14 protein-coding genes are annotated in these 18,057 nt (G+C 69.8%); 6 read left to right on the forward strand and 8 right to left on the reverse strand.

All coding sequences use genetic code 11. From position 1 onward, the window contains the following. Nucleotides 1-95 precede the first annotated feature (95 nt). From ACW9J6_RS01675 to ptsP, 3 genes are read right to left on the reverse strand one after another with little or no spacing between them, the layout of a single operon-like run. Entirely contained in the window at nucleotides 96-1,787 is a 1,692-nt protein-coding gene (locus ACW9J6_RS01675) for a PTS fructose transporter subunit IIC (protein WP_457114681.1), read from the reverse strand. Between the two features lie 55 nt (nucleotides 1,788-1,842). Next, nucleotides 1,843-2,790 carry a 1-phosphofructokinase gene (gene pfkB, locus ACW9J6_RS01680; protein ID WP_457114682.1) on the reverse strand — a complete coding sequence of 316 codons (948 nt, stop codon included), beginning with the start codon at nucleotides 2,788-2,790 and terminating at the stop codon, nucleotides 1,843-1,845. Next, nucleotides 2,787-5,327 carry a phosphoenolpyruvate--protein phosphotransferase gene (ptsP, locus tag ACW9J6_RS01685; protein ID WP_457114683.1) on the reverse strand — a complete coding sequence of 847 codons (2,541 nt, stop codon included), beginning with the start codon at nucleotides 5,325-5,327 and terminating at the stop codon, nucleotides 2,787-2,789. The genes pfkB and ptsP overlap by 4 nt, the downstream gene beginning before the upstream one ends. Before the next feature lie 174 nt (nucleotides 5,328-5,501). Here ptsP and ACW9J6_RS01690 point away from each other — a divergent pair, with 174 nt between their 5' ends. Both ACW9J6_RS01690 and ACW9J6_RS01695 read left to right on the forward strand, forming a co-directional pair. Further along, a complete protein-coding gene (locus ACW9J6_RS01690; protein ID WP_457114684.1) occupies nucleotides 5,502-6,491 on the forward strand; it encodes a LacI family DNA-binding transcriptional regulator in 990 nt (329 codons plus the stop codon). Nucleotides 6,492-6,863: 372 nt separating this feature from the next. After that, complete coding sequence (locus ACW9J6_RS01695; protein ID WP_457114685.1) at nucleotides 6,864-8,531, forward strand: methyl-accepting chemotaxis protein; 1,668 nt, start codon at nucleotides 6,864-6,866, stop codon at nucleotides 8,529-8,531. A gap of 216 nt (nucleotides 8,532-8,747) precedes the next feature. Here the strand turns inward: ACW9J6_RS01695 and ACW9J6_RS01700 are convergent, their stop codons facing one another. After that, nucleotides 8,748-9,122, reverse strand: coding sequence for a hypothetical protein (locus tag ACW9J6_RS01700; protein WP_457114686.1), 375 nt, complete (start codon nucleotides 9,120-9,122; stop codon nucleotides 8,748-8,750). Nucleotides 9,123-9,392: 270 nt separating this feature from the next. Between ACW9J6_RS01700 and ilvD the strand changes: the two genes are divergently transcribed. Together ilvD and ACW9J6_RS01710 are read left to right on the forward strand one after the other, a co-directional pair. Then, the gene (gene ilvD / locus ACW9J6_RS01705; RefSeq protein ID WP_457114687.1) at nucleotides 9,393-11,123 is read left to right on the forward strand and encodes a dihydroxy-acid dehydratase; all 1,731 of its coding nucleotides are present in this window, start codon (nucleotides 9,393-9,395) and stop codon (nucleotides 11,121-11,123) included. A 199-nt stretch (nucleotides 11,124-11,322) separates the two neighbouring features. Further along, complete coding sequence (locus tag ACW9J6_RS01710) at nucleotides 11,323-11,694, forward strand: hypothetical protein (RefSeq protein WP_457114688.1); 372 nt, start codon at nucleotides 11,323-11,325, stop codon at nucleotides 11,692-11,694. 188 nt (nucleotides 11,695-11,882) lie between these two features. Here the strand turns inward: ACW9J6_RS01710 and ACW9J6_RS01715 are convergent, their stop codons facing one another. Both ACW9J6_RS01715 and ACW9J6_RS01720 read right to left on the reverse strand, forming a co-directional pair. Then, on the reverse strand, nucleotides 11,883-13,553 hold the full coding sequence (locus ACW9J6_RS01715; protein ID WP_457114689.1) for an FAD-dependent monooxygenase: 1,671 nt from the start codon (nucleotides 13,551-13,553) through the stop codon (nucleotides 11,883-11,885). A 312-nt stretch (nucleotides 13,554-13,865) separates the two neighbouring features. Further along, nucleotides 13,866-14,192: a metal/formaldehyde-sensitive transcriptional repressor gene (locus ACW9J6_RS01720; RefSeq protein WP_457114690.1), complete on the reverse strand. Its 327-nt coding sequence runs from the start codon at nucleotides 14,190-14,192 to the stop codon at nucleotides 13,866-13,868. Nucleotides 14,193-14,549: 357 nt separating this feature from the next. Between ACW9J6_RS01720 and ACW9J6_RS01725 the strand changes: the two genes are divergently transcribed. After that, nucleotides 14,550-14,774, forward strand: a complete 225-nt coding sequence (locus tag ACW9J6_RS01725; protein WP_457114691.1) for a hypothetical protein — start codon at nucleotides 14,550-14,552, stop codon at nucleotides 14,772-14,774. 711 nt (nucleotides 14,775-15,485) lie between these two features. After that, a complete protein-coding gene (locus tag ACW9J6_RS01730; protein WP_457114692.1) occupies nucleotides 15,486-16,430 on the forward strand; it encodes a hypothetical protein in 945 nt (314 codons plus the stop codon). A 426-nt stretch (nucleotides 16,431-16,856) separates the two neighbouring features. On the opposite strand, the gene ACW9J6_RS01735 is transcribed toward ACW9J6_RS01730, so the two are convergent. Together ACW9J6_RS01735 and ACW9J6_RS01740 are read right to left on the reverse strand one after the other, a co-directional pair. Then, entirely contained in the window at nucleotides 16,857-17,291 is a 435-nt protein-coding gene (locus ACW9J6_RS01735) for a hypothetical protein (protein ID WP_457114693.1), read from the reverse strand. Between the two features lie 251 nt (nucleotides 17,292-17,542). Next, nucleotides 17,543-18,037 (reverse strand): HD domain-containing protein, encoded by a 495-nt coding sequence (locus ACW9J6_RS01740; protein WP_457114694.1) that lies wholly within the window; start codon nucleotides 18,035-18,037, stop codon nucleotides 17,543-17,545. Nucleotides 18,038-18,057: the final 20 nt, after the last annotated feature.

Consider the following 18,057-nt stretch of genomic DNA (forward strand, 5'->3'; position numbering starts at 1 on the left):
GTCGCCGCAAATCAGACCATCCGTACGCTCGCGACGAACGGCAAATCCGGTGACGAGCCGTGACGCCATCCCGGCGACCAGGGCGGGAGAATCGATCACACCCGGCGCCGCTTGAGCGCCCCGACCGCCAGCGCCGTCACCACGGTCCCGGCCAGGAGCGCCAGCACCGCTCCCGGAAGATTCGTGACCGCGTTCGGGATCGGCAGGACGAAGATCCCGCCATGGGGCACCTTCAGCTCGACGCCGAGCCCGAGCGCCACCGCGCCCGCGGTCGCGGAGCCCGCCACGATGGCCGGGATCACCCGCAGGGGGTCGGCCGCCGCGAAGGGGATCGCGCCCTCGGTGATGAAGGCGGCGCCCAGCACCGCGGCGGCCGGGCCGGCCTCCCGCTCGGCGGGGCTGAAGCGGCCGGGAAACAGCCGGGTCGCCAGCGCGAGGCCGAGCGGCGGCGTCATCCCGGCAATCATCACCGCCGCCATCGGGGCGCAGACGCCCGTGGAGATCAGCGCGGCCGCCGAGGCGTAGGCGGCCTTGTTGATGGGCCCGCCCATGTCGGCCGCCATCATGGCGCCGAGCACGAGGCCGAGCACCACCGCGCTCGCCCCCTGCATGCTCTTCAGGAAGCCGGTGAGCGCCGCCAGCGCTGCCGCCACCGGCACGCCGACCACGAACACCATCAGCAGGCCCGTCACCAGCGTCGCCAGGAGCGGCAGGATCAGGACGGGCTTCAACCCCTCCAGATTGCGCGGCAGGCGGATGCGGGCGTTGAGGAAGCGGGCCGTGTATCCGGCGATGAAACCCGCCGCGATCCCGCCCAGGAAGCCCGCCTGCAGGTTCGCCGCCAGCATGCCGCCGATCATCCCTGGCGCGAGGCCCGGCCGGTCGGCGATCGAGAAGGCGATGTAGCCGGCGAGCACCGGCACGATCAGCGCGAAGGCGCCCTTGGCGCCGATCTCGCCCAGCGCCTGGGCGAGCGTGCCGGGCTTCGTCATCGCGTCGATGCCGCCGGCCGCGAAGGCGAGCGCGATCAGCAGCCCCCCCGCCACCACGAAGGGCAGCATGAAGGAGACGCCGGTCATCAGGTGGCGGTAGGCGCCGGCCTGCTTGGCCGCGGCCTCCCGCGCGGGACCCGCCTCCGGCGTGGCGCCCTGGACCTGCGCCTCGGCGAGCGCCGTCGCGATCAGCCCCTTGCCGTCGCGGATCGCCGCCTTGGTGGTGGTGGCGTAGACGCGCTTGCCGACGAAGCGCGCCCGGTCGACATTGGTGTCGGCGGCGATGATCACGAGGTCGGCCGCGGCGATCTCCTCCGCCGTCAGGGCGTCCCGGGCGCCGACCGACCCCTGCGTCTCCACCCGCACCGCGTGGCCCAGCGCCTGGGCGGCGGCCTGGATCCCCTCCGCGGCCATGAAGGTGTGGGCGATGCCGGTGGGGCAGGAGGTGACGGCGACGATGCGCTGCCCGCCGGCCGGGGCGGGTGTCTCGTCGGCGGCGCCGAGCGCCCGGTCGATCACGCCCTCGACATCGGCCAGCACCTCGTCGAGGGCGGCGCGGGCGCGGCGCAGGCCGCCGAAGCGCCCCTCCCCGAGATCCCCGGGCCCGACGAGGAGCACCGTCTCGGCGCCGCGGATCGCCGCCTCCGAGAGCGGTTCGCCGGCGAGGCCCGGGCCGCGCAGTTCGAGGGCGAGGCCCTGGTTGCGGCGGCCCGCCGCCCTGCGCAGGGCCTGCGCCGCCAGAACCGCGTGGGTCGGCAGCTCCCCTCCCCCGACCACCGCCAGCAATCGCGTCATCGTCTCCTCCTCCGTTCGTTCTTGCATTCGTTCTTGTGTCCCGGCGATCCCGCCTTCACGGCGCCAGGGGCGCGACCCGGATCGTGGCCGCGAGCGCCTCGACCTCCGCCCGCGCCGGCAGGTTGGCGCCCTCCCGCGAGAGCTTGCCCGCCGCGAAGGCGAGGGCGAGCCGGGCCGTGCCCGCGAGGTCCTCCCCCGCCGCCAGCGCCGCCGTGAGCCCCGCCACCAGCGCGTCGCCCGCGCCGACGGTGCTCGCCATCCTCACGGCCGGCGCCCTTGCGTGGAGCGGGGCCGCCTGCGTGACGAACAGCGCCCCCTCCGCCCCGAGCGAGACGACGACGAGCGGGATCCCGCGCCGCCGCAGGTCCTCCGCCGCGGCCGCCACCGCGGCGAGGTCGGGCAGCGGGCGCCCGGCCCAGTCCTCCAGTTCGTGCCGGTTGGGCTTGACCGCGAAGGGCAGCGCCGCCGGGCCGGCCGCGAGGGCGGCGGCGAGCGCCGGCCCGGAGGCGTCGAGCACGACCCGCAGGTCCCGCGCCCGCAGGCGGGCGGTGAGCTGCGCGTAGGCATCCGCCGGCAGGCCGCCGGGGAGACTGCCGGCCAGCACCGCGAGGCCGCCGGGCGGGACGTGCCCGTCGAGGGCGTCCGCCACCCGGGCAAGCGCGCCGTCGGGCACGGCGAGACCCGGCAGGTTCACGTCCGTGGTGTCGCCGCGCGCCGCGTCGAGCAGCTTGACGTTGGTGCGGGTCTCGCCGGGACACCGCACGAACTTGTCCACGATGCCCTTGCGGGCGAACAGGTCCCGGAAGGCGCCGTCGTTGCCCGCCCCGAGGAGCCCGAAGGCGCTGACGGGCAGGCCCCAATCGGCCAGGCAGGCGGCGACGTTCACGCCCTTGCCCCCCGCATCCGCCCGCACGGCCCGCGCCCGGTGCACCGTGCCGGGAACGAGGGCGTCGAGGGTGACGGTGAGGTCGATCGCCGGGTTGAGGGTCAGGGTCGCGATCACGGGGCGTCCCCGTCGAGGGCGCGCACGGCCGCCGCGTCCTCGAGCTCGCAGGCCCGCGCCGCCAGGGCCTTCAGCGCCCGCCACTCGCTCTCCCGCAGCCGCGCCTTCACGCCCGGCACGTCGCGCGGGGTCATCGACAACTCGTCGACGCCGAGCCCGGCGAGCAGGCCCGCCCCGAAGGGATCGCCCGCGATGCCGCCGCACACGCCCACGAAGCGCCCGTACCGGGCCGCGCCCTCGCAGGTCATGCGGATCAGCCGCAGCACGGCGGGGTGCAGGCTGTCGGCCTCGGCGGCGAGGTCGGGATTCTGCCGGTCGATGGCCAGCGCGTACTGGGTGAGGTCGTTGGTGCCGATCGAGAAGAAGTCGCAGATCCGCGCCAGCGCGTCCGCCTGGATGGCGGCGGCCGGCACCTCGATCATGATCCCGAGCGGCAGCGGCGGGGCGCCGATCTCGGCCCGGATCCGCTCGCAGACCTCGCGCAGGCGCACCACCTCCGGCACCGAGGTGATCATCGGCATCATGATCGAGAGGGGCGCGTCCTTGCCCCCCGGCGCGCCCGGGGGCAGGCCGTCCTTCGCGGCGCGGTAGAGCGCGCGCAGCTGCGGCTCCATCAGGTCGGGCCGGCGCAGGAGCAGGCGCGCGCCGCGCACGCCGAGGAACGGGTTCTCCTCGCGGGGCAGGTCGAGATGGGCCACCTGCTTGTCGCCGCCGATGTCGAGGGTGCGCACGATCAGCGGCCGCCCGTCGAGGGCGCGCAGCATCGCCCGGTAGGTCTCGTACTGCTCGTCCTCGCTCGGGCTGTCGCCGCGCTCCAGGAACAGGAACTCGGTGCGCATCAGGCCGACGCCCTCGGCGCCCTGATCGAGGGCGAAGGGCACCTGCTCGGGCGTGTTGACGTTGGCGCCGATCGCCACCGCGTGCCCGTCGCGGGTGCGGGCCGGCAGCGCGCGGGCCCGCGCCGCCTCGGCGGCCCGGGCGCGCTCGCCCTCGCGGAAGGCGGCGGCGGCGTCCCGGTCGGCCGCGTCGGGATCGACGTAGAGGCGCCCCGTCGTGCCGTCGAGGATCGCCGTCGTGCCGTTCGCGAGCGCCAGCAGGCCCGCGCCGCCCGCCACCACGGCCGGGATTCCGAGGGTGCGCGCCAGGATCGCCGTGTGCGAGGTCGGCCCGCCCTGCGCGGTGGCGAGCCCGATCACCCGGGCGGGGTCGAGGCCCGCCGTGTCCGAGGGGGCGAGGTCCGGCGCGACCAGGATGCAGGGCGTCTCGGGCAGCACCTGCGCGCTGCGCAGCGACGGGTCGATCGCCGCCAGCACCCGGCGCCCGACGTCGCGCAGGTCGGCCGCGCGGGCCGCCAGGACCGGGTTGCCCAGGGCCGAGAGCTGCCCCGCCATCCGCTCCACCGCCGCGTGCCACGCATAGGCGACGCCGTGGCCCTCCACCATGAGCTGGCAGACCAGCGTGACGAGGTCGGTATCCGCGATGAGGTCGCGCTGCGCCCGGAAGATGTTCGCGTCCGCCTTGCCCAGGCGCCGCTCGGCGTCGTCCGCGAGCGCGGTGAGCTGGCCGGCGGTGGCGGCGAGCGCCGCGTGGAGGCGGTCCCCGCCCCGCGCCAGGGGCTCGGGATTGTCCGGCACCTGGATCTCGGCCGGGGCGAGGACGTGGACGGGCCCGATCGCCAGACCGGGGCTCGCCGGCAGGCCCGCCAGGGTGAGGGGCGCGCCCGCCGGGTTCCAGCCGCGCACCGGGCCGGCGGCGCGCGCAGCGGCGTCCGCGGCGCGCCGGGCGGCCGCCTTCTCGCCCTCGCTGAGGCCGGTGACCGCGGCGCAGATCCGAGCGAGCGATCCCGCCTCGTCCTCGCCCTCGGCCGAGATCACCACCGCGTCGCCGCAGCGCAGGCCGAGCTGGAGCAGGCCGATCAGGTTGCGGGCATCCGCCACCTGCCCGCCGTGGCGCACCTGGATCCGCGCCGGGCAGGACCGGGCCACCTCGACCCAGCGGGCGGCCGGACGGGCGTGAAGGCCGCTCGGGTAATCCACGACCCAGTCGAAGCGCTGGCGCAGGTCCGCCACCGGTCCGGCGCCCGCCGCGGGCGCCGCCTCGGCGGTGAGCGCCGCGGCGATCTCCTCCTGCCGGTCGGTGACGCGCAGGCGGGCGAGGAGCGCCTCGTCCTGGATCAGGCGGGTGAGGCGGCGCAGGATCCCGAGATGGGTGTCGGACTGGGCGGCGATCGCCACCACGAGGTGGGCCTCCTGCCCCGCGTGCCACGCCACCCCGCCGGGCACTTGCAGCACCGCGAGCCCGCTCTCGCGCACGAGGTGGCGGTCCTCCACCATGCCGTGCGGGATGACGACGCCCGCGCCCAGATAGGTGTTCGCCACGCCCTCGCGCCGCAGCATGCTGTCGCCGTAGCCCGGATCGATGCAGCCCGCCGCCGCCAGGAGCTGGGCGGCCTCGCGGATGGCCGCCTCCTTGCTCGCGGGGGCGGCCCCGAGGCGGATCAGCAAGCGCGGCGAGAAGGTCGGCGTCTGCGCCAGCATGGCGTCTCTCCCGTTCGGCGGGCCGGAGTCCCGGCACCGTCCCAAACCTCGTTGTTTCCACCGTTGAAAACGTTTTCAGAGATGTTGTCAATCGGACGGCGCCTGACCCCGCTTGCGGACCTCCGGCTGCGATGCGAGAATGAACCGTGTGGTTGTGGTAACGTTTTCACTCGCATGACGGTTGGGATCCGCGACGTGGCCCGGGTGGCCGGCGTGTCGATCGCCACCGTGTCCCGCGCCCTCGGCGGCGGGCCGGTGAGCGAGGCTCTGCGCGCGCAGGTGGAGGCGGCGGTGCGCGCCACGGGGTACCGGCCGAATCTCTCGGCGCGGCGCCTGCGCTCGCAGGCCACGCGGACGGTCGGGCTGATCGTGGCGGATATCCGCAACCCCTTCTTCACGGCCGTGAGCCGCGCGGTGGAGGATGCGGCCTACCGGGCGGGGTTGCGCGTGATCCTCTGCAACACGGACGAGGATCCGGAGCGGGAGGCGATGTACCTGCGCCTGATGCAGGAGGAGCGGGTGACGGGCGTGATCTTCGCGCCGACCCGCACCACGGCCGCCACCCTGGCGGAGGCGGATCCCGGCTTCCCGGTGGTGCTGATCGACCGCGCCGGCCCGGCGGGGCGCTACGACGGCGTGGTGCTCGACAACGCGGCCGCCTCCGCCGCCCTCGTCGACCACCTCGTGGCGCGGGGCTACACGCGGATCGGCGGCCTGATCGGCTCCACGAGTTCCACCGCGGCGGAGCGGCGGGCGGGCTACGAGGCCGCGCTGGAGCGGCACGGGCTGGTCCCGGCCGTGCGGGCGGTGAGGCCGAACGCGGCGGCGGCCGAGGCGGCGGCGGCGGACTGGCTCGCTGAGGCCGGCCGCCCCGAGGCGCTGGTGGTCTCGAACGGCCTCCTGATGATCGGGGCGCTGCGGGCCGCCCGCGCCCTCTCGCTGGCCCTGCCCGGGGACCTGGCGCTCGCGGGCTTCGACAACGAGCCCTGGACGGACCTCGTCGAGCCCGGCCTCACGGTGATCGAGCAGCCGGTGGACGCGATCGGCGCGCAGGCCATGACCCTGCTGTTCGACCGCCTGAAAGAGCCCGACCGGCCGACGCGGACGGTCCTGCTCGGCGGGCGCCTCGTGGTGCGCGGCTCGACGGAGCGAAGGGCCTCCTGACCTAATGTACGCCGGCTCTGCGTCCCACTTACCCTAACATTTCCTGCGACGATCCGGCGGCCGTTCCGGCGGACCTTCTGTCAGCACAGAGCGGAGGCACCCGCCGGAAGTCATTCGACTTCCTCGATTTTGCTGCGCTGCCGCGGCGCACCCAGGTGGACCGCAGCAGCGCCCGCTCTAGGCGCCTCGGATGAGCCGATCGGGTGAGAACGGGAAAATCTCCCGCAATCTGCGGCGATCTGTTGTTCGATCCCGTACATACCTGCCGGTTTAAAAAAAATTACTATTATTTAACGCATCTAAGCAATAATGTAAGGAAAGGCGTCCTTCTCATCCGGAGAAGGTCTCTAAGTCATGTGGGGGATTTTAGGTATGTTGAAGACGATTAAGGGACGCCTGGTCTGCTGTCTGGCTGTCCTCATCAGCCTCCTCCTCGTGACGACCGCGGCGGGCTTATTCTCCCTGTCATCGAGCCATGCGAGCCTCAAGACCGTGTACGAGGATCGCGTGATCTGCCTCAGCCAGTTCATCAGCATCCGCAATCTCTATGACGCGATCATCGATACGTCGCGCTCGGTGCCGGAGAACCAGCTCACGCCACAGCAGGCGGCGGTGAAGATCGATGCCCTCGGGCGCGACATCCAGAAGACCTGGTCAGACTACCTGTCGACCTACATTACGGCCGACGAGAAGCGCCTCGCCGATGAGGTCCAGGCCAGGATCGATGCGAACGGCCGGGTGATCTCGAACGTCGTCCAGATGCTGCGGATGGACGCGCCGGATGCGTCCGCTGCCGCGCGTCGCTCCCTCGACGAGATGATGAAGCCGACGAACGCGGCGCTCACGCGGCTGTCGGACTACCAGCTCGGCGAGACCCGCAGCACCTACGAGGCTGCCCAGCGCTTCGCCGCCTGGGCCAAGGTGGTGCTGAGCGCCTGCCTCGCGCTCGCCGTGGCCACGAGTGCCTTCGGCCTCCTCACGGTGCTGGTCGGCGTCACCCGCCCGCTCCTCGCCACCACCGCGACGATGACGCGGCTCGCGGGCGGCGACCTCGCGGTGACGATCCCCGGGACCGCGCGCCGCGACGAGATCGGCGCCATGGTCCGCGCCGTCCAGGTGTTCAAGGACGCGATGATCGCCAAGCGCGAGGCGGACGAAGCCGGCGCGATCGAGAATGCCGCCAAGATGCGGCGCGCCCAGGCGGTCGACGCCCTGACCCGCCAGTTCGAGGCGCAGGTCTCCGCGCTCACGCAGGGCCTCTCGGCCGCCTCGACCGAGATGGAGGCCACCGCCCGCTCCATGACCGAGACCGCCTCCGTGACGACCGAGCACGCCGTCTCGGTCGCCTCGGCGGCCGAGCAGGCCTCCGCCAACGTGCAGACCGTGGCGGCGGCGAGCGAGGAGATGGCGGCCTCGATCCAGGAGATCGCCGGACAGGTCTCCCGCTCCTCGGCCATGGCCGAGCGCGCCGCGGGCGACGCGGAGCGGACCGACGCCATGATCCGGCAGCTCTCGACCTCGGCGGAACGGATCGGGGACGTGGTGGCGCTCATCACCAGCATCGCCGCTCAGACGAACCTGCTGGCGCTCAACGCCACGATCGAGGCCGCGCGCGCCGGCGAGGCCGGCCGCGGCTTCGCCGTGGTGGCGAGCGAGGTGAAGACGCTGGCGGCGCAGACCGCCAAGGCGACCGAGACGATCTCGGGCCAGATCGCTTCCATCCAGGGCGAGACGCGCGAGGCGGTCGGGGCGATCCAGGCGATCGGCCAGACGATCGCCGAGCTGCGCGGCATCTCGGTCGGCGTCGCGGCGGCGATGGAGGAGCAGGGCGCGGCCACCCAGGAGATCGTCCGCAACGTCACCCAGGCCGCGCAGGGCACCCAGTCGGTGACCGCGAGCATCGTCCAGGTCAAGGACGGAGCCGGCATCACGGGGGCGGCCTCCGCCCAGGTGCTGGGCGCCGCCCAGGAGCTCGCCGGGCATGCCGGCCGCCTCGAAGGGGAGGTGGCGCAGTTCCTGACCTCGGTCCGGGCGGCCTGAGGAGGCTTCGCAGTGCGCGGCTCAGCGGGTCTGATACCAGCGGCCATTTTCGATGACCGCTGGTTCCGTTCTCGAATTTTCGCCAAGCCTCTGGCTTGGCATCGAAAATTCGAGATGGTCAACGGCCCGATGCGTCAGCATCCTGGACCGCTGGTATAAGGACATCAAGGAAGCGGCGCGCTTCTGCGCTTCCCGATCTGCCGCGCGTTAGTGGGATCAGAAGCGGTTCCACGCCCCCGCGCAAGCAAGCGTCCACGACCTGTCGATCCGCGACCGTCCGATCGCGAGACGCAGGCGCGTACCGGGACGTACATTGAAGAAGACGCACCGGTGTAACTTAACCGCTGAGATCCCGAGGCGACTTGGATCGTCTCCGGAAATTTTGATAATTGTCCAATTTCCGGATTTGCTTTCTGTCTCTTCGCCAAGGAAATCTGCCGAAATTTCTTGAATTTCGTCCAAGTAACCGACGTTCGCATCTGCCAGCCGGCATTGGCTGATGCGAGTGATTTGGTTAACAAAGCATTGGCCACCTGCGCGGGCATATTGTATCGAGATCAATAAGCAGAAGATGAAAATTGACACCTTCATGACAAACTATCTCCATTTTTGATCATTACGATCGATTGTCTTGTATATTCAGCGGATCACACTACCAAATCTACTAGAAACACCTTACGTTATGTGATTAGAGTTGCGCAACCAGGTTGTCTGCAGCTTTCGGTTCGGTTACGCCTTGGGTGACGCCGGATCACACGATCCGACGCCCACGGGCCCGCGCGGGCGGGCCATACTCGCCCGGAGAGGCCCAGGACATCCGGCGCGCGACGCCAGAACCCTGGGCGGGAGGAGACCAGACCCATGGCGGTGGATCCGCGACGCAACAGCCGGCGGCTCTTCGAGGGGCCGGACCGGGCCGTGGCCCGCTCCATGATGAAGGCCATCGGCGAGACCGACGAGAGCCTCGCGCGGCCCCAGATCGGCATCGCGCATTGCTGGATCGGCACGATGCCCTGCAACTGGAACCACCGGGACCTCGCCGCCCTGGTGGCGCAGGGGGTGCGCGAGGCGGGCGGCACGCCGCTGGAGGTGAACACCGTCGCGATCAACGACGCCATCACCACCGGCACCGAGGGCATGAAGACCTCGCTGATCAGCCGCGAGGTCATCGCCGATTCCGTCGAACTCGTCGCGCGCGGGCACATGTTCGACGGGCTCGTGACGATCTCGGGCTGCGACAAGACCATCCCGGCCATGGCGATGGTGCTCGGACGCCTGAACATCCCCGGCACGATGCTGTATGGCGGCTCGATCGCGTCCGGCCGCTGCCGGAGCGAGAGCGGCGTGTTCGCCGGCCGCAACCTCACCGTCCAGGACGTCTACGAGGCGGTCGGCGCCTACAACGCGGGGCGGATCACGGCGGAGGAGTTCCGCGACGTCGAGGACCACGCCTGCCCGGGCGCCGGGGCCTGCGGCGGCCAGTTCACCGCCAACACCATGGCCACGGCCTACCAGATGCTCGGCATCTCGGCGATGGGATGGAACGACATCCCGGCCGGGCACGCCGACAAGGCGGCGGCGGCGCTCCAGTGCGGGCGGCTCGCCGTGGACCTCGTGCGGAGCGGGCTGACCCCGCGCGCGATCGTGACGCGGGAGAGCTTCGAGAACGCCATCACGGGCGTGATGGCGACCGGCGGATCGAGCAACGCGGTGCTGCACCTCCTCGCCACGGCCTGGGAGTTCGGCATCCCGCTCGACATCGACGATTTCGACCGCATCTCCCGCCGCACCCCCGTCCTCGCCGACCTGCGCCCCTGGGGACGCTACACGGCGCCGGAGATGCACGCGGCGGGCGGCATGGCGGTGGTCGGCAAGCGCCTGATGGCGGCCGGGCTCCTGCATCCCGCGACGCGGACGGTGACCGGGCGCAGCCTCGGGGAGGAGATCGCCCGGGCGCCCGAGCCGGCGGGACAGACCGTCATCGTCTCCGCCGACGCGCCCCTGAAGAGCGAGGGCGGCCTCGTCATCCTGCGCGGCAATCTCGCGCCAGGGGGCGCCGTCATGAAGGTGTCCGGCCAGACCAAGCGGCTGCATCGCGGGCCCGCCCGGGTCTTCGAGACCGAGGAGGACGCCTTCGCGGCGATCAAGGACGGGAGGATCGTGCCGAACGACGTGATGGTGCTGCGCAACGAGGGGCCGCGGGGCGGTCCGGGCATGCGCGAGATGCAGCTGGTGACCGGCGCGCTCCAGGGCGCGGGGCTCGGCGCAGAGGTGGCGCTGCTCACGGACGGCCGCTTCTCCGGCGCGACGCGGGGCTTCGTGATCGGCCACGTGGTGCCCGAGGCGTTCGACGGCGGGCCGATCGCGGCGGTTCGCGACGGCGACGCCGTGACGATCGACGTCGACCGGCGGCGGCTCGACGTGGCGCTCGCCGACGACGTGATCGCCCAGCGCCTCGCCGCCCGGACGCCGCCTCGGCCCACCTACACGCGCGGGGTCCTGGGGAAATACGCGCGGCTCGTCTCCGACGCCTCGCGCGGGGCGGTGACGGATTGGGATGAGCCGGAGGGTGGCGGGAGCATCTCCCGCTGAAGGTGGATGCGAGTTCGGGCCAGGACATGCGACACAATCAAAGATCCGGGGTCCGAACCCGCTCAGCTCGACCGTCCGAAGGGCTGCTCAGGGTCGAGGCGGGCTTCGGCGCTCCGGCGGCCGGACGTTGAAGATGGTCGCAGATGGTCCATGTCGACCCGCCAGCGGTCGCGAGAGCGCCGCTTGTCGAGGCGCGGCGGTGGTGACCCGCGTCGAGCAGGACGACACCGCGCGGGCCGTCACGGGTCTGGCCCTTCGCTTCACCGCACGCATGCGCGCCGCCGGGAAGGGCAAGACCGTAGCCCATGACAAGACCGTCGCCCATGGTCAGGACGCCGGTGCCGACATCGTCGCCCGGATCACGCAGGCACGGACCTGCGCCGCTCCTGCCATCGCAACGTCCGCCTCGGGATTGGACGCCGACATCGCTGCCGTCCGGGCTGCTCTGACGGAGCCCGGGAGGAGCGGCCAGGCCGAAGCCCAGATCAATCGGCTCAAGCTCATCAAGCACCAATGCTGCGGACGGGCAGGCCTCGACCGCCTCACGCGTCGAATGAGTCTTGCCGCCTGATCCACGAACAATGAGCAAGAACCACCGAACCTATACTGCTGGCGAATTCCGGTCTGCCAGTTCGTTCCGTCGCCGGAAGCACGGCCGGTGACCAGCTTCCGCCCCGTGTCTCAACGGCTTCGGACGGGCCTCCTGGGTGCCAGCAGAAATCGCCAGCAGTATCGAAAACCGGGCGATCCCACCGCGCCTCAGGCCGGGGCCGCTGCCGGGACGACGATGCGGCGCAAGGCCTCCGACACGTCCTCCCATCGACCCAGGGGAGCGCGCCCGCCCACGTAGGTGTCGGGCCGCAGCAGGTAGAGGGCTGGGGCCGAGATGCCGTAACGCCCATGCAGGATGTGCAGTGCGTCGAGCAGGAGTCCGGGATGTCCCGCGAGCGCGGCCGGAACCCGGGCGGAGGCGATCACGGGGTACACGGCGAGGCGCTCACCGAAGCACGCCGCGGCCCGCGCCGCGACCTGGGCGAGCGCCGCACCGTCCTCCCGTTTCCCTTCGCCCCCGAACAGCAACAGGCTCCAGCGCTCGCCCGCGGTCACGCGCGCCAGCGTGGTGGTGGCGAGATCCGAGGCCCGCACCACATCGGCGTCGAGCACCCGCTCACCCGGCTTCGGCCCGCGTGCGCCTCCGAGGTCGATGTTGAATTCCGAGTCGGGGTAGGAGATCGACAGCTCCTCGAGCGTGTCGCGCATGAACTCCTGGACGCGCTCGCTGCGGATCAGGAACGGGCCGAGCACGCGGGCCGCGCGCTGGCGGATCTCGCTCGGGTGCAGCACGCCACGGTAGGCGAAGTCGGTGCCCCGGATCAGCCCCGCGGCCACCGGCAGCCGCTCGGCCGAGTAGCTGTCCAGCACGCCCTCGGCGAGTTCGCCCCGGATCACCCCGGCGAGCTTCCAGCCGAGGTTGAAGGCATCCTGGATGCCCGTGTTCATGCCCTGGCCGCCGATCGGCACGTGCACGTGCGCCGCGTCGCCCGCGATGAAGGCGCGGCCCTTCCGGAACGTGGCGGCGTAGCGGTGGGAGGTGCGGTAGCGGGCGAGCCAGACGGGATCCGAGAGCCGCGCCTCGAAGCCGGACAACCCGACGAGGTGGTGCTGGATCTCCTCGAGCGTAGGCTGCTCGCTCACGGCCTCCACCGCGCCGAGGTGCCGGCCCGCCTCCTCCGCCCCGTCGGCGCTCGCGTCGGGCAGGGAGATGAAGATGCGGACGCAATCCGGCATCTCGATCACCATCATGTAGCCGTCGGCGGTCAGGAACAGGTAGGAGCGGCCCCGCGGAAGCGCCCATTCGATCCGGCAGTCGGCCTGGATGAACTGCTCGCCCGCGTAGCGCTCGCCCTCGAACGCAATGCCCAGCGTCCGGCGCACCAGCGAGTTCGAGCCCTCCGCTCCGACCACGTAGGAGAATCGGGCCGTCTCGGGGGCCCGGTTCGCCCCGGCCAGGGTCACGGTGGCACCGGCCTCGTCGAGGGCGAGCGCCTGCGCCTCGACCGCCCACTCCACCGCGACGCCGCGCTCGCGCAGGAGGGCGAGGAGGCCGTGCTGGGTGCGGTTCTGGCCGATGATCAGGGGGTGGGGATAGGGGCTGTCGATGCCGGCGAGGTTCCAACTGCCGACGTGCTTGCCGTAGGCGTGAACAACGACCTCGGTGAGGGGCCGCGCCTCGGCAGCGAGGCGCTCCATGACCCCGACCCGGCCCAGCATCTCCTGCGTGCGCACGTGGAGGATGAGGGCCTTGCTGACCTCGCGGATGGCCGGGGCCTTGTCGACGATGCGGGGCATCACGCCGCGACGGGCCAGCTCGTTGGCGAGCGTGAGGCCGACGGGACCTGCGCCGATGATGAGAACCTCGTGCGTGGGCATAGGTCTCTCCTCCTGATGGCGGCCGACGACGGCGATAAGCGTCGAAAGTGATCGGCCAATCACTTTGACTTCGTCGGTGACACGGCGCTGAATGACCCCTTCCGGACGCGGAAAGCGGCCATCGTGAATGTCCGCTCACCGACATTCTCCCGACACGCGGCGAGCCGAATTCCCCAAGTCACTGCCTGGATTGGACCTCGCCGTACCTCTCGCGGCGCCGCCGATTCAACTTATACACTATGAGCCGGTAATCTTGCTACTGATTCGTTTGAAAGCGATTTTTGCTGATTTAAATCCGCTATTGCGATCATTCTACGTAAGGTAAGAGTGGATGATCTCGATCAACTCCTCCGCTGCATCCTCGCGGGTCTCCTCCGGCAGATCCACGCGCGGGATCAGGTACTCGCGCACATGCTCCTCCAGGATCTCGGCCATCAAGCCGCTCATGGCCCCCCGCGCCGCCGTGATGCGCTGCAACAGGTCCGAGCAGCTGGCCTCGCCCTGCAGCGCCCGCTCGATCGCGTCCACCTGCCCGCGCAGCCGCCGCACCCGGTTCACCAAGCCGCGCGTGTCACGCAGCACGTGCGCCGCCGCATGCGGCAGAGGCGGGGGCTGCGGCGCATCATCCTTCTCAGACACGGGAGCCTCTCCTCGCCGGTAGCTTTCTTGAATCATTCCAATAAGGGTTCTTGACACCCGTCCTCAGTCCCACCATACCCCACGCCGTATCCGGTGACAGCCGGGTTCGAAGTCAGCTCTACGGAACCGATGAACCCTCGATCTAGACCCTTGTCCCACGTTCGCCACGGTGGCTGCACGTTCGGTGCGGCCAGCGGCCAGCGTGGGACTCTTGGCTTGAGGGGGAGCGGAACCGCTCGCCAGCACCCGACGCGCTAAGCCGGCAAGGATAGATCCCGCCGGCGCAGCGTGTCCGCCGGCCGGTTCAGCCCTCCTCTCAGGTCGCGACAGCACCCGACCCACGCAGAGGAGGCGGCCATGGCCCTCGCTCAAACCCTCGCCCTTGCCGGCGTTCTGCCCTTCGGGCTGCTGCGTGGCGTGAGCCCCGCAGCCCGGCTCCGCACCACGGCAGCCGCTCCGACCTTGCCCACCACGATCTCCTCTCAGGTGACCGGGAAGCGTGGCAGGGAGCAGCTCGCTCGCGCGTGGCATCAGGACGAGGCGGGCCGCCTCGTCTGCACCTGGCACCTCGTCTCGCAGTGATCGCGTAGGGTCACAATACCACCCTGGGTATTGTGCGCCATCTCTCACGTCGGGAGAGGATGGTGACGGCTCACCCGCAACCCTCTTCCGCGGAGCCTCCCAGTCGTCGGCACGACCGGGGCGCTCTTCGGACCGGTCCATTTGCGAATCGACCCAACCGAAGGAGGCCCGCCATGCTGGCCCTGGCGGCCTCCCCCGCACGCGCCTCATGCGACCTCGCCGTCGTCGCTCATCCCACCCCGACCCGCCTGCGCGCAGAGCCTCATGGTCGCGATGCCCGGGATGCGTGCCGTGCGGGCTCATCCGCGCGGCGCGTGCCTCGCCCTCACCAACGCCGTCCTGGAGGCCCTGCACATGGCCGACCTGGCCGCGGCCATCCTGCGCGACGCGCTGCGAGCCCTCCGTGGCGCTCCTTCGAAGCGGTCGAGTATGCCGCCCTGGACTGGGTCGATGGGTCCAACCATCGCCGCCTGCTCACGTCGACGACCGGGCCCTGGCCGCCCGACCCCGGGCAGACAGTCTCCGACACATCGGCGGTTCAGTCCCGACCGGTTCGGCTGGCACCGCGTCGCGTGCACGCCACAGGCCGCGGCGATCGATTTGCTGCCCGCCGATAAAGCTGGATTGGACCTCGACAGTAAACCGGATCCACCTCTTACATGCCGGGGATTGGTCCGATGGACACGAGAAGCCACATGAGGGAGCCGCGTCATGCTGGTGCGCTCGATGATCGTCTCTGTTGCCCTGGCCGCTGCCCCGGCCGCGCACGCGCACGGCATTGCCGGGAACCGGCTCTTTCCCGGTACGATCACTTTCGATGATCCAGCAGTGGCGGACGAGCTGCAAATCTGGACTGTTGGTGCGCGGCACTCTTCAGATAACCTGCCGAGCTTCGTGGTGCACGATCAGGCGATTTACGGGTCGTTCCAACGCCTGCTCACCGACGAACTGGCCCTTGGCATCAACAGTGGCGGCATCTACCGCAGCGGTGGCAGCCAGCCGCCGCGCGCAGGCTTTGACAGGACGAGCCTTTCTATGAAGCAGCTTGTCTTCAAGGACGAGTTGCACGAAACCCTGATATCAGCATCGCTGAGTTGGGGCATTGGTGGATCAGGGTCGCAACGCGTCGGCGCAAGTGCTTCCAACTCGCTGTCCCCGGCGATCAGCTTCGGCAAAGGCTTCGGTGATCTGCCCGATAGCCTGAGTTGGCTTCGGCCGTTCGCGGTGACCGGCGCTGTCGCCTTCGAAGTACCCATAGGCCCCCGGTCGCGCACCATCGGTGATAACCCGATTGCCGGTAAGATCGGCACCGTGGCGAGCGCCGACGTGCCGACGCTGCATTGGGGCTTTGCCGTCGAATATAGCCCGCTCTACCTGACGGACCGGTTCACACCCGGGCAACTCCCTAAAAGTGAGCCACTCCACCAGTTCGTGCCGCTGGTGGAGTTCGCCTTCGACACACCGCGAGGGCAGAAGACGGCGGCTACGATGAATCCGGGCTTGGCTTATGTTGCGGACGTCTGGCAGGTCTCAGCCGAGGCAGTTGTCCCGCTCAACAGTCAAGGCGGACGTGGTCTTGGTTTCCGCACTGAGATCCTAATCTTCCTAGACGATTTTGCTCCGTCAATCTTCGGAAAGCCGCTGCTCTCGCGCTGACCGCGCATTCTTACTGCCAGGGTCGGAAAATTCCGTAATCTTGCTTCCTTTGAAATGAATGGGGAGAATGTGTTATGAAGTTTTTTATGAACCTTATAAAAGAATAGGTATCGACACGCTCTCCTCTCACATGAGTATTTGTGCTGATTCGCTCTTCCCCGCTGTCTCTCCGGGTGGCATGGTTCGGGTGAACGGATCACGTCGAAGGCGCGCCGGTATCAAAGGAGCACATAGAGGGCGCGGCCGTACAATTTGTAGATAAAGGAAACATTATTTATTCGGCGCTTCGCAATGGATTGATCCGCGACCTGCTACTTTTCAACTTTTTTCACCTAATATTCATATTGAATGAGACCGAAATTCTTTGAGAGTTTACTTATTTAAACGTCCAAACAAAAGTCTTGCCTCGAAGAAAAAGGCTACTCATCACTCAAGTTCTCGGCACGGAGCCGGTACTGCGCCCTCAAGCACGGTCCTCGCAATCGGCTTCGAGGACAGATGATCGTAAGGGTTGACGGGCGCAAGCAAATCTCCCAGCGATTTCACCGCCGGATCTCGCTCCAAAGCGATCTCGCAGTCAAGGGCGCGGATAAACCGCGCCCGGCTGTGTTCAAGCTCGCGTCCTAGCCCGGTGTCCGGAGTGAGCAGGCTTATGTGGGGCGGATCATCGCTAACGATGTAGTCAATCCCGCAAACGAGGCGACCAAGATCACGCGATGCGCCAAGCCAGTAGCAGATTTGCACGCGCTCGAACGGCTCGCCGGGGCGGCGCTCGGCTCGGAATTGAGCCACTTTGAAGGCCCCAGGCCGTGCGCGCTCGGCAGAGGCGAGTACCTGCGCGACGGTGAGAAATTCCGCCATTCGCCGGCTCCGCACGAGACTGATTGCTCGTGCGGGAGACGGCACAAACGGACGTGCGGAAAGATCGATCGGCAGGAGCACCAAGAGCCCACCCAGAACCGCCGCAGCCTTGGAGACCATGCGACCCGAACCGAGAAGGGGCTGCCGCCCTGTGTCCCGGAGCCCGTGACGGCCATCGTCGGAACCCGTCGGCGGGGGCGGTCCGGCGGCCGCAGATCGCTCACCGTTGCATTCGTTCATGCGCCCTCCGGTCAAGGTCCCGTATAACCCAAGGCTGCCGCTGCCATGCGGAGGCGCGCGCGCGAGACCGCGAAGCGTTCGGTCAGCGTCTCCCGATGTTCGGCTTTCGCGGTCTCCGGATCGATGCAGTCCTCGATCTCCGAGAGCGCGATGAGAATCGCATCGAGGTTTGCACTCTGCGCGACGGCTTCGAGGTGCTCGTCGTAGCTCTCAAATTCCGGCTTACGGCTCAGCAGGAAGACGATCTCGACGACGGCCTTGGAGAAGCCAGCCTGGAACAGATCGCTGACCGTGGTGGGCGTGTCCTCAAGGACGTCGTGGAGCCAGGCGGCTTGCATCGTCCGCTCCGGATCGATGCTGAGACCCTGCGCCTGCGCGTGACGCGCCCGCCCCTCCGCTGCATGGGCCACCCGCTCAAGATGCTCGATAAACGGCGCGTCAGTCTCGTCGACCTGGCCGGCATGTTGGATCCTGGCGAAAGCCTTCGCGTCGGCGCTGGTCATCATCGCTGGCCGTCCCGTGACTG

The organism is Methylobacterium sp. JK268 (genome assembly GCF_054052225.1).

Excerpts from the sequence above, each read along its gene's own strand:
- ACW9J6_RS01715 (WP_457114689.1), bottom strand. The coding sequence starts at position 13,553 with ATGCCCACGCACGAGGTTCTCATCATCGGCGCAGGTCCCGTCGGCCTC.
- ptsP (WP_457114683.1), bottom strand. The coding sequence starts at position 5,327 with ATGCTGGCGCAGACGCCGACCTTCTCGCCGCGCTTGCTGATCCGCCTC.
- ACW9J6_RS01740 (WP_457114694.1), bottom strand. The coding sequence starts at position 18,037 with ATGATGACCAGCGCCGACGCGAAGGCTTTCGCCAGGATCCAACATGCC.
- ACW9J6_RS01735 (WP_457114693.1), bottom strand. The coding sequence starts at position 17,291 with ATGGCGGAATTTCTCACCGTCGCGCAGGTACTCGCCTCTGCCGAGCGC.
- ACW9J6_RS01700 (WP_457114686.1), bottom strand. The coding sequence starts at position 9,122 with ATGAAGGTGTCAATTTTCATCTTCTGCTTATTGATCTCGATACAATAT.
- ACW9J6_RS01730 (WP_457114692.1), top strand. The coding sequence starts at position 15,486 with ATGCTGGTGCGCTCGATGATCGTCTCTGTTGCCCTGGCCGCTGCCCCG.
- ACW9J6_RS01695 (WP_457114685.1), top strand. The coding sequence starts at position 6,864 with ATGTTGAAGACGATTAAGGGACGCCTGGTCTGCTGTCTGGCTGTCCTC.
- ACW9J6_RS01690 (WP_457114684.1), top strand. The coding sequence starts at position 5,502 with ATGACGGTTGGGATCCGCGACGTGGCCCGGGTGGCCGGCGTGTCGATC.
- ACW9J6_RS01725 (WP_457114691.1), top strand. The coding sequence starts at position 14,550 with ATGGCCCTCGCTCAAACCCTCGCCCTTGCCGGCGTTCTGCCCTTCGGG.
- ACW9J6_RS01675 (WP_457114681.1), bottom strand. The coding sequence starts at position 1,787 with ATGACGCGATTGCTGGCGGTGGTCGGGGGAGGGGAGCTGCCGACCCAC.
- ilvD (WP_457114687.1), top strand. The coding sequence starts at position 9,393 with ATGGCGGTGGATCCGCGACGCAACAGCCGGCGGCTCTTCGAGGGGCCG.